Genomic DNA, 14,077 nt, shown 5'->3' with positions numbered 1-14,077 from the left:
CCATCAGCCCTGTTGCACCAAACGCTCGGTGATCCATTGCTCGATTTCCAGAGAGTCCCATCCGACTGCACGCAGTCCAATACGTTTAGCTTTAGGGAACTTACCTTCCTTCATCAGGTTGTAGATGTGAGCGCGCTTGAATCCGGTTTTTCGCTCCACCTCTTCACGGCGCATGATATGGCGCTCGACCTGAGGATTAGGTGCATCAGCCGTAGAGAAAGATTGATTAAGCATGTTGGTCACTCCTAGCGCCGTATGGCATCGGGTGGGAAGTGACCTGGATTCAATAGTAGAAAGCGGGAGTAGTCATTGCAGTGCAATTGAAGTGATTGCAGTGCAACCCTCACTTTTTAGCCTTTGCAAGGTTGCGTCTGCCGGCCGCAAACTTTCCGTCTAGTGTGCGTTTGCTCAGACCCTTTACGCCGCCGTAGTGCGCGGTAATTGAGTCGACGAGAGAAGCTTGGCTGTCGAAAACGGAGTGCCGTCTACCGGTACTGGTGGAACCTAAGATGGTTTCGACCAGCGCGCCGATAATGTTAAGTAAAGTTTCCTTGCTGTCTTCACTAAGTTGGAGTTTGTTTTCGGCGAGCTCGCGAAGCTGTTCGCGCTCCAGTCCTGCAGCTTTCAACTCATCAGTCAAAGTTTGGAGTTTCGCGTCACTAGCTTTTAGCTGTACCTGTAGGGCATCTCGATCGGCTTGTAAGATCAAGTACGTGTGGTTGTGGATTGTTTCCTGACTGATTAGCGGTGGGCCGAAAAGAAAAGATGGTCGTTGATCAGGGTGGGACATAGACATCCAGCGCTTTAAATCTGAATGTCGGATGGTCATGAGCCTGAAGTCGACAGGTGTGCCTGGAGTGACCGTAATACCCAAGGCTCCGTACGGAATCTCACGATTTCGAATGGCATCCAGAATCTTCCAGAAGTTCGCGTGCAGGCACGGCCACTGCGGAAACTCATTGCTTAGGCGATCGGGATGGCCCCATGCGAACTCGAGGATCACGGACTCATGAGCAGTTAAATTACTCCAACGTATTGCGGCTTCGATGGGCCTGTAGAACAGCTTTTCAGTTGGAGTCACTCTACTAGCTTCGTTCATAGAGGTGGCCTCTAATAGAAGGGTAGTCCGCTACGGGAGGTCTGAATGCCTTACGCGATGAAATAGGCTTCCGTGCGGTTGCTGCCAGTGTGAATTTGTTCATGCAAGTCGCGGCTTGGAAGTCGTTAGGGATAAATACCCAGCGCGTGCATTCGCCGATCCCAGCAGTTAGCGAACTAATGGCTTGAGCTCGGTGCGCGAAGGAAAATCTAGACAAACGCTCACGTCGTCGCGTAACCGAAAATTACTATTTATTTCCTGGATAATGCAATTTTGCGTTGTCGTTATCTGTGGGGGGCTAGTGAGTGGTCAGTGACGGCTTTAGTTTTTGCTAAGTGCAAAGAATCCCTTTATAAGTGCAATAGCTCCTGGCTTTTTTTACTGTCGCCTTAGATTTATTTTTTCAGTGCTTATGTCTATGGCTTTCAGTTATGAGCTAATGGTCAATCGTTATAGTTGCCGCCGGTTTTGTTGTGTTAGGTTTTTATAAGTTCTATCGAAACAGCAAGGGAGGTCGTGACGTGAATGGATTTATAGAGACCGATAATCTTAGTTATTTCAAAGTCAATCGACAGGCTTATGTTTCCCCCCAGGTTTACCAGCAAGAACTCGAATCGGTCTTCGACAAGAGTTGGTTGTATCTGGCCCACCTCAGCGAGGTGCCAGCGGCCGGGGACTTCCTTACCCGTGACGTGGGCGGGCGCAACCTGATCTTCCAGCGTCAGGGCAACGGTGAACTTGCGGTGTTCCTCAATGCCTGTTCGCACCGGGGGGCGCGGGTGTGTTCCGAGCCTCAGGGCAATACCCAGCGCTTTACCTGTCCTTACCACGGTTGGACCTACGACACGACGGGCGCGCTGATCGGCCAGCCTGACAAGGCAGCCTACGAGCATCACGGCCAATGCAACCTCGACCTGTCGCTGGCCCGCATCAAGCACTCCGTCTACAAGGGTTTTGTCTTCATCCACTTTGCCCGCACGCAGAACACCCTGGAGGACTACCTCGGACAGGCTGCCGACTACATCGACCTGATCCTCGACCAGTCCGAATCCTCCCTGGAAATCATCCCTGGCGCGTTTGACCATGCCATTCAAGGCAACTGGAAATTGCTCGCCGAGAACGGTGTCGATGCCTACCACCTGCCGTTCGCCCACAAGCGTTATCTCGAATACCTCAACACCCTGGGTACCGATCCGGCGTCCCACAAGCGTACCGGCGAAGGCTTGTCCCTGGGCAACGGGCACGGCTTGATCATGAGCGGGCCTCCCTCCACGGGCCGGCCGATTGCCTACTGGAGCCCGTTGTTTCCCGAGGCACTGAAAGCGCCGATTGCCGCCAAGTTCGAGCACCTGGTGCAGCGCTTCGGCCTGGCGCGGGCGCAGACCATTGCCCACACCAACAAGAGCCTGTTCATCTTTCCCAACCTGGTGATCAACGACATCCTGGGCCTGAACATCCGCACCTTTTTCCCCGTCTCCGCCACCCAGGTCAATGTCACCGTATGGGGCGCGGGGTTCAGCAACGAGAGCCGCGAGGAGCGGGCGGCGCGGATCAACGGCCTGATCTCCTTTATTGGCCCGGGCGGCTTCGGCACCCCGGATGATGTGGAAATCCTTGAGTCCTGCCAGCGGGCCTATGCCCACAGTGCCCTGGGCTACAGCGATTTTTCCCGGGGCATGGGGCCAGGCACCCAGCGCCACACCGATGAAGAACAAAACCGCAGTTTCTGGCGTGAATGGAGCCGTCGCCTCGGGCAACAGATCCCTCTGCGCCAACTGGCCATCGCTGTTTAGCCAGCCACTATCACCGACTCCTGGCAGATCCTCCACGCGCACATAGCTTGGGCTACGTGGGGAATATCGGGCACTGCAAGGGCATTATTCATGTGCGGAATTGCCGGATGGACCGATTGGACCCAAGACCTGCGCCCCCAGCGCGAGGTGATCGAAAACATGACGCGCACCCTGGCGCTGCGGGGCCCGGACGCCGAAGGAATATGGGTGGCGCCCCACGCGCTGCTGGGGCATCGGCGTCTGTCGATCATTGACCTGGTCCATGGCGCCCAACCCATGGCTGACGCCAGCAACGAAGTGGTACTGACCTACAGCGGAGAGGTCTACAACTACCTGGCCTTGCGCGAAGAACTGCAGGCGCTGGGGCAGGCCTTCACCACCCGTTCGGACACTGAAGTGGTGCTGCGTGCCTACCTGCAATGGGGCGAGCAGGCCTTCGCCCGGTTGACCGGGATTTTCGCCTTTGCCCTGTGGGATGAACGGGACCAAAGCCTGTGGCTGGTTCGCGACCGTTTTGGTGTCAAGCCGCTGTATTACTTTGCCACCGGCACTGGCGTGCTGTTCGGCTCCGAGCCCAAGGCCATCCTTGCCCATCCCCAGGTACGCCCGGTGCTGGATGCTAGTGGGGTTGCCGAGCTGTTTGCCCTGAGTACCGCGCCCACGCCTGGCCACGGGATCTACCAGGGTTTTTATCAGCTCAAGCCTGGCCATGCCTTGAGGTTCGATGCCAACGGGCGGCAGGACCTTGTCTACTGGTCGCTGACGGCCGAGCCTCACAGTGACAGCCCGGCCGACACTGCCCGGCAGGTTGGCAGCTTGTTGCGCCAGGTGGTCGAGGAACAATTGGTGGCGGACGTACCCCTGGGCAGCCTGCTTTCCGGCGGCCTGGATTCCAGCGCCATCAGCGCCTATGCCGCTCAGGCGCTGGGGCGTGAAGGGCGCTCGTTGCCGACTTTTTCGGTGGACTTTACCGGCGGTGGTGAAGGCTTTACCCCAACCTCGTGGCAAAGCAGTTGGGACGAACCGTTCGCGCAGTTGGCATCGGCAGCACTGGGTACGCCACACACCACCTTGGCGGTCGCACCCGAACAGGTGCTGGAGCAGGAAGAGGCGGTACTGCGTGCCCGGGACCTGCCGGGTTGGGGAGAGCTGGACAGTTCGCTGTACCTGCTGTTCCAGCAGGTGCGCGAGCACACCACGGTGGCGCTCTCGGGGGAGTCGGCGGACGAGGTGTTCGGCGGTTATCCGTTTTTTCACGACCAGCAGGCCCTGAATTTTTCCGGGTTTCCTTGGCTGGCGGGCAAGAGTGGTCTTTGGGAACTGCTGCGGCCCGAGGTCGCCGAGCGGGTTGCACCGCAGGCGTACATGGCCAGGCGTTACCAGGAAGCGTTGGCGGAGGTTCCGCACCTGGCCGCAGACAGCCCGGTTGAGCGGCGACAGCGCGAGGTCACGTACCTGGCACTGACGCGCTGGTTGCCGGCGATGCTCGACCGCAAGGACCGCATCAGCATGGCGGTGGGCCTGGAGGTGCGGGTGCCGTTTTGCGATCACCGCCTGGTGGACTACGTATGGAATGTGCCCTGGTCGATCAAGAGCGTGGCCGGGGAGGGCAAGACTCTGTTGCGCAACGCCGTGCGCGGCGAATTGCCCGAAGCGATTGTCGAGCGCAGGAAAAGCGGCTTTCCGGCCAATCCCGACCCGCGCTACCTGGCGTTGTTGCGCAGCCAGCTCAGGCAGTTGCTGATTGACGGCGACTCGCCGGTGTTAGACCTGGTGGATGCGCGCCGGGTGGGTGAGCTGCTCGAACTGGAGCAGCCGCTGCCCAGTCCCCGGGCCTCCAGCAGCCCCACGGCCGGCCTGGCCTACCTGCTGAACCTGGACCGCTGGTTACGCCTGTACCAGGTGGAAATCCGCCTCTAGCACCGCCTTCAACCTTCAGGGGACATGCCCATGAGCCTTCCATTGAACATCAGCGCCCCGAGCTTGCAGGCCCGGGTCAGCGACTTCCTGATCAGCGAAGCCGAGTTGCTGGACAACCGCGAGCTGGAAACCTGGATCGGCCTGTTCGATCAACCCGCCCAGTACCGGGTACTGCCGTTGCAACGCCATCTGGTTGAGGGTGAGCCCCACGACAGCCTGTTCATCATTGCCGATGACTACGGCCGCCTGCGTGAGCGGGTCGACAGCCTGCTCAGTGGCCATAGCTGGATGGAGACGCCGCCTTCGCGTACCCGACGGCTGGTGAGCAACGTGCGGATCAAGTCCAGGGACGGCGAGCAGTTGACCATCAAAAGCAACTTCGTGGTGCACCAGTTTCGCAACCAGCAAACCTGGTACTTCGTCGGCGAGGCCACCCATGTGCTGTACGACAGCCCTCGTGGCTTGCGGATTCTCAAGCGCGAAATTCGCCTGGACCACGAAACCATCAGTGCCCAGCGGCGCATCAGCATCATTTTATGAGGCAGGAGCCCTTCATGAGTCATTCATTGCTTCCCGGTTTCGAGTACTCGACCCTGACCACCCGCGGTGCGCGGATTCAGGTGGCGGTCAAGGGCAGTGGCCCGCCACTGTTGCTGTTGCACGGTTACCCGCAAAACCACCTAGCCTGGCACCGCGTTGCCCCGCGCCTGGCCGAGGACTACACCGTGGTGCTGGCAGACCTGCGCGGCTACGGCGAATCCCGCGCCCTGGATGCTGACGCTCCGGGCGCTTATGACAAGAGCGCACTGGCCCTGGATCAGTTGGACGTCATGCAGAAGCTGGGGTTTTCGCGGTTCGCGGTAGTGGGCCATGACCGTGGCGCACGGGTGGCGTATCGCTTGGCGCTGGAACACCCGCAGGTGGTGAGTGCTCTGGTGTCGCTGACAGTGGTGCCGATCCTGGATGTCTGGGCGGGGGTCAACAAGGCCTTTGCCCTGAACGCCTACCACTGGTTTTTCCTGGCCCAGCCGTTTGATCTGCCGGAGCGGCTGATCGGTGCCAACCCCGGCTATTTCCTTGACTGGACGTTACAGCGCATGGCTCAGGGGCGCGATATTTATCATCCGCAGGCGCTGGAAAGTTACCACCAGGCTTTTGCCCGTCCCGAGGTATTGCACGCGATGTGCGAAGACTACCGGGCGGCAGCCGGCGCCGATGCCGCCGCCGACCAGGCCGACCGCGACGCCGGTCACCAGTTGCGCTGCCCGGTGCTGGTGCTGTGGCAGGACCGTCCCTACGCAGCGGCCAGCCACCCGTTGACGGTGTGGCGATCCTGGGCCGTGGAGGTGCGGGGCGCGGCGATTGCGGCCAGCCATATGCTGGCCGAAGAAGCACCCGAGGCGGTACTGGAGCAGCTCTTGCCCTTCCTGCATCAGGTTGCGCAGCCATGAGTGCGGCACCCCTGACGCCAGCCGAGCAAGGTGCGCTGTGGCGTCAGCGTCTGTTTGAGGCCCACAGCGCGATGACTGCCTACCTGATCCAGGAACATCGGGCGCAGGACCTCGCCGACTGGGTTGACGTCACCGGGCGGATCTTCCGCGACTTGCCGCCCGCCTTGGGCGCCGGCAGTACCGAGTGGCAGGCGGTGTTTTTCCGCACCCAGGCGTTGATCGAACAATTCATCGTGCAGCGCAAGCAGTTTTACGACCTGGATGCCTGGGCGGCCGCCACCGGCCAGGTGTATCGCGCCCTGGAGCCTGCCGGCCAGGGTGAACCCGCTGCGGCGGCAGAACGCCTGGGGCGACAGGCTTCGCTCTACGGCACGCGTTTCGAGATTCGCCAGGTCGCCCCCGACGCCAGTCTGTTCAAGGTGCACCACTGCGGAATCTGGGACTACCGCGAGCGTGCCCGAGCCAACGGCGTGCCAGTCACCTTGAAGTCGGCTTGCACCTATTGCACCAAGTTGCTGTCTTCGCTGGTCCATGCCAAGGGGTGTGACGCCCGCTGGACGTTGCTGGCCGACGAACAGGGCCATGGCTGCGAATGGACCATTACCAAGGAAAGCCTCATTCACGCAGGAGTCGTCGAGCATGAGCACGATCATTGAGCAAGCCCGTACCCTGGCCGGTTATGAAACCTCCAGCCAACTCTTGCAGTTGCGTGACCAGGACTGGGTCCTGGGGCGTGCACAGATCCAGCCCAGACGTTTGCTCGACCTGGGTTGCGGCATCGGTTCGCTGCTGCAGGGCGCCGTGGAGCGCTGGCCGAGCCTGGAGCAGGTGTGGGGCATCGAGCGTTCGCAGTTGCGCCTGGACCTGGCGCGCGAGCAATTACGCCATGTCCCGGCCGAGGTGGTGTTGCAGCAGGGCGACCTGCTGGACCTGCCCGCGCTGGAGCAGCGTTTTGACCTGATAAGCATGACTGCTGTCCTGCATTGGTTGTATCCCCATGAGGACAGGTTGTTCCAGTGGGTGGCACGGCATCTGGGTGAACAGGGCGTGTTTCTCTTCACGTCTCATCACCCCGTTTCGCAGCAAGGGTTGGGCGGTGAGGATGAGTTGGTAGCCGAGGCACTGCTGGCGATGAAACTGGTCACGCCGGGGCACGTGCAGGCGCATTTCGCCGAAGCGGCGGTACTGCCGATGGGCACGCGTACCCGACCACGGGTGGCGCTGGAAGCACTGGTGCAGCGCCATTTTCAGGTGCGTTCGATTGCCAGTCGCTCGGCGGCGCTGCGGATCCACAGCATCGAGGAATATCAGCGCTTTCACGCCGCTACCTTTGGCACCTATTTCAGCCCGTTGGTGCCACCGGAACGAATCGAGGAGTTCTTTGCCCGCCTGGGCGCCATCGCCGAACAACGCATGGCGCGCCAGGGGCATGTGACAGACATCCCCGTCAGCGTCTGGCGCTGTGTACGACGTGCGGAAAAAAGTGGGGCATAACCTTATGAATAAACAGTCTGGATCGCTGCTGAAAAAGCCCTGGGCCATTTGCACTCACAGGTACGTGATTCCCTTAGGGTAAGTTGATGATGTCCATTGAACGTCCATCCTGTTTGCACCGTACTCCCATGATCTGGGCTGTGGGCTTTACCTGCCTGATGGCGGTTGAGCCCCTCTGGGCCCAACCTGCCGCGCCGGCGGGCAAGGTTCAGGTGTTGTCTTTTGATATTCCGGCGGGGGATTTGTCTCAGGTGCTGCTGAGCATCGCCCGCCAGAGCCGCACGCCGATCTCGTTTGATCAGGCGCGGGTGCAGGGGTTGTCGGGGCCTGCCATCAAAGGCTCGTTGAGCATGGACCAGGCCCTGGAGCAAGCATTGCGCGGCAGCGGCCTGGGTTTCAGCCGCAACGCCTCCGGCGTATTGACCTTGCACACGGTGGCCTCCCAGGCGCCGCAGCCCACCACCTCAACCCTCGCCACCTCGGCGGGAACCCTGGCCACCGTGGTGGTGACCGGGACTCGCCAGGCCGACGTCAAGGCCACTGACAGCCTGAGCCCGATTGACGTGGTCTCCAACGAGCAATTGCGCCAGACCGGCACCCAGAATGTGCGCGAAGCCTTGATCAAGTTATTGCCCTCGTTGTCGCGCCAGGCCCAGGCCTACAACGCTTCGGCGCTGACCAACGCGCAGTCCCTGCGGGGCCTGAGCCCCAACCATGTACTGGTGCTGGTCAATGGCAAGCGTCGCCACGAGACGGCCAATATTAACGTCAGCGGCGGCTTGCAGAGTGGTTCCACCGGGGTCGACCTGGATACCATCCCCATGGCCGCCATCGACCACATCGAAGTACTGCGCGACGGCGCCTCGGCCCAATACGGCTCCGATGCCATTGCCGGGGTGATCAACATCATTCTGCGCTCGGCCGACCACGGCGGGTTGGTCTCTTACAACGCTGGCCAGTACGGCGCGGGTGACGGCTTTTCCCAGGGCGGGGCGGTGAACAACGGCTACCGGGTGGGGGAGACCGGCTATCTGAATCTCAGCGCCGAGTTCCGCGAGCAAAAGAGTACGATCCGCGCCGGCATCGACGAGCGTACCGGGCATTACGGCAACCCCTCCATTGGCGACCCGGCCGTGCATCGCCAGGCCCTGGCGTTCAACACAGGGGCGGCGCTGACCGACCAGCTGGATTTCTACAGCTTCGCGACCTACACCCATCGCACGGTGTCGTCGGCGCAGATCTACCAGTTGCCCACACTGGTGCCGACCATTTACCCCAACGGCTTTACGCCACGCATCACCAGTGATGAGGACGACTATTCCCTCACCGCCGGCCTGCGCGGCGTGGAACTGTTCGGTGACTGGGACTGGGACCTGAGCTCCACCTACGGCGCCGACAAGCCCGATATCGGAATGGACCACTCGGTGAACCTCGCGCTGTACAACGAAACCGGCACCACCCCGCGCAAGTTTGACCTGGCCGAATACAAGGTCACCCAATGGACCAACAACCTGGACCTGCGCCGTGCCTTCGACGTGGCGCTGCTGCCCAAGCCGCTGAACTTTTCCTGGGGGCTGGAGCAGCGCCGCGACCTGTATAAGGTTGGCGCCGGCGATTACTACTCCTACTACAACGGCGGCTCCAAAGCCTTGCCCGGCCAGGCACCCGCCACTGCCGGGCAGTGGACGCGGGACGTGCTGGGCGGCTACCTGGACCTCTCCACCCACCTGACCGAGCAATGGCAAGTGGCGACGGCGGCCCGTTACGAGCATTACAGCGACTTTGGCAGTACCACCAACGGCAAGCTCTCGACCCGGTACGATTTCAACCCCCAGGTGGGCCTGCGGGCCAGTGTCAGTTCCGGGTTTCGTGCGCCGTCCCTGGCCCAGGAGAACTATACCAGCCTTGGGGTCTCGCCGACGATTGCCACCGGGTTGCTCGCCGCCAACTCGGCGGCGGCCAAGATGCTGGGAGCCGAGGACCTCAAGCCCGAGAAGTCGATCAACTACAACCTGGGGTTGGTGCTCAACCCGCTGAGCGACTTGAATATCGCCATCGACGCGTACCAGATCACCCTGCGTGACCGTATCGTCGACGGCGGCACCTACTCGGGCCAGCAAGCCATCGACGCGCTACGTGCCGGCGGCATTTCGGTGCCGTCGGGCCTGGCCTCGGTAAGCACTCACTACATGACCAATGGCGCCGACACCCGCACCCACGGTGTCGACATCACGGCCACCTACCTGACCCGGCTCGACGGCTGGGGCCAGATCGACTGGCGCCTGGGCGCCAACTTCAACTGCACCAAGCTGCTGAAAAACCACATCGGCAGCGACGGCCGGCCGCTGCTCAACGATCAGCAACAGGCCTGGATCACCAGTTCCACACCCCGTAGCCAGGTGTCCCTGGAAGCCAATTGGAGTCGCGATAAATGGGGCCTGACCGTACGCGAGACGCGCTACAGCAAAACCATCTCTGAACTGGACTATTACACCGGGCCCAATGCGTACTCCACCACCGAGTTCAACCATTTCGAGAACTCCCCCAAGTACCTCACCGACATCGAGTTGCGCTACGCCGCGACTCGCCAACTGTCGCTGGCCGTGGGTGCAAACAACGTGTTCGACGTCAAACCCGACAAACTGCCCGCTGAAAGCGCTTACCTGGGGTTCAACCACTACGACACCTATGCCTCGCAGATCAGCTTCAACGGGGCTTTCTATTACGTGAACGCGGTCTACAGCTTCTAGGGGAGGTGAACACGATGTCCATTGAATTGCGCGGCGGCGTGCGTGCCTGTGCCGTCGCCGGTGACACGGTGTTTGAACGCCAGGCCGGGCGTTTCCTGCCCGACCTGCGCAGTCGCCCGGTATGCCCCTTCGATATTCAGCAGAAAGCCCGGTTGGAGGAGGCCGATGGCCTGGACAGTGCCTTGGTGACCGTGGCCAGCGCGTGGCCGGACCCCTGGCTGGTGGCCGGTTACGCCTTGTCGTCTACCGACACACTGCGGGTGACCGTGGCCCACCGTCCAGGTGTCACTCAACCCACCGTCGCGGCACGCTCCCTGGCGACCCTGGACCGTTTGTCCCAGGGACGTGCGGCGGTGCATGTGGTGATCGGCTCCAGCGACGCCGATGTGCGCCGCGACGGTGATTTTGCCGACAAGGAGCAACGCTATCGGCGAGCCTTCGAATACCTGGATATCTTCACCCGCACCCTGGCCAGTTCCGAGCCCTTCGATTATGCGGGCGAGTTCTATCGGCTCGAGAACGCCGGCAGCGGCTTTTCGGCGGTGCAGCAGCCGCGTCCGCCCTTATCCATCGGTGGTTCGTCGGACAGTGCCCAGCAACTGGCGGTGCGCTTTGCCGACATCTACGCCGGCAGCTTCAGCAGCCCTGAGGCCACCTATCAGCTGAAAGTGAAACTGCAGGCATTGGCCGATGGGCGCCCCTTGAAGTTCTGGAAGCATTTCCAGGTGATTCTCGGCGAGACCGAACAGGCGGCGCGTGACACCGCGCGAAAGTGGCGTGAGGCAGCCCTGGGCTTGTTATTGGCGCGCCCCGCTGCGGAACTGAGTGCCTCACCTCAGTTGGCGCGGGACAACGAACGCGAGATGCTCGGGCAGTTGAGCCCGGCCAGGCGTCAGCAATGGGCGGTCGAAGTGGTCGAGCGCGCGTTCGCCGGCCTGCGGGTCGGAACGATCGACAAGGTCGCCTTGGACATCCTGGCGTTTCATCAGGCTGGCATCGATATTGTCCAATTGGAGGCCACCACCGAGAGTGCGCTCGATATTCAGTTGCGGCGCGAGTTGATCGAGCGCCTGAGGGCGGCCTCATGAGTGATAGGTCCATCAGCCGGACCGAACCGCTGGTCGAACCGCGCGCTTCTGAGTTCACACCGGTGACGCTGGGGGTGTTGCTGGCCTGTGTCATCGGCGTCATCGTTGGCCCCACCGGGTTGGTGATCAGCAGTTTCTCGTTGTTTATCGACCCCATCAGCGCCGAATTGCACTGGGACCGCAGCCAAGTGGCATTGCTGGTGACCTGGCTGGGCTTGGCGGTGGCGCTAAGCAGCCCGTTCAAAGGCTGGGCAGTAGACCGTTGGGGCGCGCGGGCGCTGGTGTTGCCCCTTACGGCACCGCTGGCGGTGTGCATGGCCTGCACGGCCTGGGTACGGGCCGACTGGCAGTTGTACCTGTTATTTTTGCTGATGGGTTTGCTGGCGCCGGGCAACATTCCCTATGCGCGAATTCTCGGCGGTTGGTTCAATCATCGACGGGGGGCCGCCTATGGGCTGCTGGGCCTGGGTTTCGGCGTCGGTGGTCCGCTGGCGTTATACACCGGCAACCTGTGTATCGAGGCGTTTGGGTGGCGCACCACCTATTTGATCTACGGCCTGCTTGAGGGGCTGGTGGCCTTGCCCCTGTTGTGGTGGCTGTTTCGCGAGCGGCCTGTGGTGGTGTCTGCATCCAGCCGGCGGCGCCCGACCGAGGGCAGCACACCGCGCCAGGCCTGGGCGGGGATAACGTTCTGGTTGATTCTGGCAAATTTGCTGCTGGGGGTGTTTGCGGTCACTGGGGTGATCATCCATGGCGTGCCCTTACTGGTGGAGAAGGGCCTGACACGCTCAGACGCCGTAGACGTGCTGTCGGCGTTGTGGCTGGGCATGATCGTGTCGCAACCGCTGCTGGGGCTTGCACTGGACCGCTACAACAGCCCCCGGGTGGCGCTGCCATTTGCATTGCTGGCGGTGTTGGGCATGCTGGTGTTGATTCAGGCCGGCCAGCACGGCTGGCTGTGGGCCGCGGTGTTCCTGATCGGCCTTGGTGCTGGCGGTGAAACCGGCACTACCCAGTATTTTCTGACGCGGTATTTTGGCTTGCGCCACTTCAGCGTGATCTATGGTTCGGTGCAGCCGTTTACATTTGCCATCGCGATCAGCCTGGGCACCTATGTGTTGGGCGTGATGTATGACCGCTCGGGCGGCTACGGCTTATCGAGTCAGGTGCTGCTGGCGGCCTTCTCGGTGGCTACCGTATTGCTGTTGGGCCTGGGCCGTTATCGTTACACCGCCACCGGTTTATCAAACAAGGGAGCAACACCGCCATGAGTAAGGCATTGGAAGCCGCAAGCGAGCGCGACCGCCTGGCGCCCGGTGTATGGTTACTGGCAGTCCTGGCGTTTGTGGTCGGCACCGTTGAATTGGTGGTGGCGGGGATTCTCGATCAGCTCGCCCAGACATTCGGCGTCACCCAGGGGCAAGCCGGCTTGTTGATGAGCCTCTATGCGCTGGTCTATGCGTTGGCCGGTCCGGTATTGATCTACCTCAGCGCCAGGGTGTCCAGGCGACGCCTGTTGCTGGTGGCGCTGCTGGTGTTTGTGCTAGCCAACCTGGCCGGGGCAGCGGCGGGGACGTTCATGCTGTTGCTGCTCAGCCGGCTCCTGGTGGCGGCCAGTGCCTCGGTCACCGTGGTGGTCGCCATCACCGTCGCTGTGGCGCTGGTGCCGGCCAATCGCAGCGGGCAGGCCATCGGCCTGGTGTTCGCCGGCATCGTGGCGTCGTTGGTGCTGGGGGTGCCCCTGGGCACGCTGATTGGCGAGTACTGGGGTTGGCGCAGCCTGTTCCTGCTGCTGGCGGGCGTGGCGTTGCTCAGTGTGCCGCTGGTGTCACAGTGGCTGCCGGATATTCCCGGCGCACCCGGCATAACGCCGTCCCGGCAATGGGCGGAGCTGGTGCGGGCCAAGGTGTTTCTCGCCCATGGGGCGGCGCTGTTGCAAATGACCGGGCAATTCACGCTTTACACCTACATCGTGCCGTTTCTGGTGCGCAGCATGGGCCTGTCGAAAACCGTGATCAGCTTGGTGCTGCTGGTCTACGGTATCGGTGGCATCGTGGGCGCGGTGCTGGGCGGACGCGCGGCGGACCGATGGCCCGGGCCACGCACGTTCGTGGTGTTTCTGCTGTTGCATGCCCTGGCGATGAGCCTGTTGCCCCTGGCGACGTTTTCCTTGTTGGCGCTGCTGGTGGCGGTGGTGACCTGGTGTATTTTCAACATGGCGCCGGGCCCCGCGATCCAGAATTACCTGGTGCAACTCAACCCCGACACCGCCGCCGTGCAGATCAGCCTCAACACCAGTGCAATCCAGTTGGGCGTGGCCCTGGGGGCTTTCCTCGGCGCCGGTGTGGTGGATCATTTTTCCGTACAACTGCTGCCGTGGCTGGGAGCGGCCCTGGTACTCGGTGGTGCCGGGTGCGGCTGGTGGTCGGCACGGCTGCCCAAAACACAGGAAAACGACTGACCGTCGAGAGAACTTCAACCT

The 14,077-nt window shown here is 61.7% G+C and carries 12 protein-coding genes; 10 read left to right on the top strand and 2 right to left on the bottom strand.

The features are described from left to right. Positions 1 to 3: 3 nt before the first annotated feature. Both AC1RAC_RS03150 and AC1RAC_RS03145 read right to left on the bottom strand, forming a co-directional pair. Positions 4 to 234: an AlpA family transcriptional regulator gene (locus AC1RAC_RS03150; protein ID WP_489098845.1), complete on the bottom strand. Its 231-nt coding sequence runs from the start codon at positions 232 to 234 to the stop codon at positions 4 to 6. Positions 235 to 343: 109 nt separating this feature from the next. Continuing rightward, positions 344 to 1,099, bottom strand: coding sequence for a hypothetical protein (locus tag AC1RAC_RS03145; RefSeq protein WP_492616187.1), 756 nt, complete (start codon positions 1,097 to 1,099; stop codon positions 344 to 346). A gap of 521 nt (positions 1,100 to 1,620) precedes the next feature. On the opposite strand from AC1RAC_RS03145, the gene AC1RAC_RS03140 reads away from it, so the two are divergent. The 10 genes from AC1RAC_RS03140 (at position 1,621) to AC1RAC_RS03095 (ending at position 14,056) form a co-directional block, all read left to right on the top strand. Continuing rightward, entirely contained in the window at positions 1,621 to 2,892 is a 1,272-nt protein-coding gene (locus AC1RAC_RS03140) for an aromatic ring-hydroxylating oxygenase subunit alpha (protein WP_492616186.1), read from the top strand. Positions 2,893 to 2,982: 90 nt separating this feature from the next. After that, positions 2,983 to 4,812 carry an asparagine synthase (glutamine-hydrolyzing) gene (gene asnB, locus AC1RAC_RS03135; protein WP_492616185.1) on the top strand — a complete coding sequence of 610 codons (1,830 nt, stop codon included), beginning with the start codon at positions 2,983 to 2,985 and terminating at the stop codon, positions 4,810 to 4,812. 30 nt (positions 4,813 to 4,842) lie between these two features. Beyond that, positions 4,843 to 5,352: an aromatic-ring-hydroxylating dioxygenase subunit beta gene (locus tag AC1RAC_RS03130; RefSeq protein WP_153338237.1), complete on the top strand. Its 510-nt coding sequence runs from the start codon at positions 4,843 to 4,845 to the stop codon at positions 5,350 to 5,352. Positions 5,353 to 5,366: 14 nt separating this feature from the next. Next, positions 5,367 to 6,263 carry an alpha/beta fold hydrolase gene (locus tag AC1RAC_RS03125; RefSeq protein ID WP_138233638.1) on the top strand — a complete coding sequence of 299 codons (897 nt, stop codon included), beginning with the start codon at positions 5,367 to 5,369 and terminating at the stop codon, positions 6,261 to 6,263. Then, positions 6,260 to 6,919, top strand: a complete 660-nt coding sequence (locus AC1RAC_RS03120) for a hypothetical protein (RefSeq protein WP_492616184.1) — start codon at positions 6,260 to 6,262, stop codon at positions 6,917 to 6,919. Before AC1RAC_RS03125 ends, AC1RAC_RS03120 begins: the two co-directional genes overlap by 4 nt. Next, positions 6,903 to 7,757, top strand: a complete 855-nt coding sequence (locus tag AC1RAC_RS03115) for a class I SAM-dependent methyltransferase (RefSeq protein WP_492616183.1) — start codon at positions 6,903 to 6,905, stop codon at positions 7,755 to 7,757. Before AC1RAC_RS03120 ends, AC1RAC_RS03115 begins: the two co-directional genes overlap by 17 nt. Before the next feature lie 89 nt (positions 7,758 to 7,846). Continuing rightward, on the top strand, positions 7,847 to 10,507 hold the full coding sequence (locus tag AC1RAC_RS03110) for a TonB-dependent receptor domain-containing protein (RefSeq protein ID WP_492616182.1): 2,661 nt from the start codon (positions 7,847 to 7,849) through the stop codon (positions 10,505 to 10,507). Between the two features lie 14 nt (positions 10,508 to 10,521). After that, positions 10,522 to 11,595: an LLM class flavin-dependent oxidoreductase gene (locus AC1RAC_RS03105; RefSeq protein WP_492616181.1), complete on the top strand. Its 1,074-nt coding sequence runs from the start codon at positions 10,522 to 10,524 to the stop codon at positions 11,593 to 11,595. After that, entirely contained in the window at positions 11,592 to 12,866 is a 1,275-nt protein-coding gene (locus tag AC1RAC_RS03100) for an MFS transporter (protein ID WP_492616180.1), read from the top strand. Before AC1RAC_RS03105 ends, AC1RAC_RS03100 begins: the two co-directional genes overlap by 4 nt. Beyond that, complete coding sequence (locus tag AC1RAC_RS03095; protein ID WP_248132876.1) at positions 12,863 to 14,056, top strand: MFS transporter; 1,194 nt, start codon at positions 12,863 to 12,865, stop codon at positions 14,054 to 14,056. The genes AC1RAC_RS03100 and AC1RAC_RS03095 overlap by 4 nt, the downstream gene beginning before the upstream one ends. Positions 14,057 to 14,077 lie beyond the last annotated feature (21 nt).

Source organism: Pseudomonas sp. GW823-FHT02F05 (assembly GCF_058797315.1).
The sequence above is the reverse complement of the archived record's forward strand: the minus strand, read 5'-3'. Positions and strand labels throughout refer to the sequence as shown.

Coding starts and splice junctions, on each gene's coding strand:
- AC1RAC_RS03105 (WP_492616181.1), top strand. CDS start 10,522: ATGTCCATTGAATTGCGCGGCGGCGTGCGTGCCTGTGCCGTCGCCGGT.
- AC1RAC_RS03110 (WP_492616182.1), top strand. CDS start 7,847: ATGTCCATTGAACGTCCATCCTGTTTGCACCGTACTCCCATGATCTGG.
- AC1RAC_RS03150 (WP_489098845.1), bottom strand. CDS start 234: ATGCTTAATCAATCTTTCTCTACGGCTGATGCACCTAATCCTCAGGTC.
- AC1RAC_RS03095 (WP_248132876.1), top strand. CDS start 12,863: ATGAGTAAGGCATTGGAAGCCGCAAGCGAGCGCGACCGCCTGGCGCCC.
- asnB (WP_492616185.1), top strand. CDS start 2,983: ATGTGCGGAATTGCCGGATGGACCGATTGGACCCAAGACCTGCGCCCC.
- AC1RAC_RS03125 (WP_138233638.1), top strand. CDS start 5,367: ATGAGTCATTCATTGCTTCCCGGTTTCGAGTACTCGACCCTGACCACC.
- AC1RAC_RS03100 (WP_492616180.1), top strand. CDS start 11,592: ATGAGTGATAGGTCCATCAGCCGGACCGAACCGCTGGTCGAACCGCGC.
- AC1RAC_RS03115 (WP_492616183.1), top strand. CDS start 6,903: ATGAGCACGATCATTGAGCAAGCCCGTACCCTGGCCGGTTATGAAACC.
- AC1RAC_RS03145 (WP_492616187.1), bottom strand. CDS start 1,099: ATGAACGAAGCTAGTAGAGTGACTCCAACTGAAAAGCTGTTCTACAGG.
- AC1RAC_RS03120 (WP_492616184.1), top strand. CDS start 6,260: ATGAGTGCGGCACCCCTGACGCCAGCCGAGCAAGGTGCGCTGTGGCGT.
- AC1RAC_RS03130 (WP_153338237.1), top strand. CDS start 4,843: ATGAGCCTTCCATTGAACATCAGCGCCCCGAGCTTGCAGGCCCGGGTC.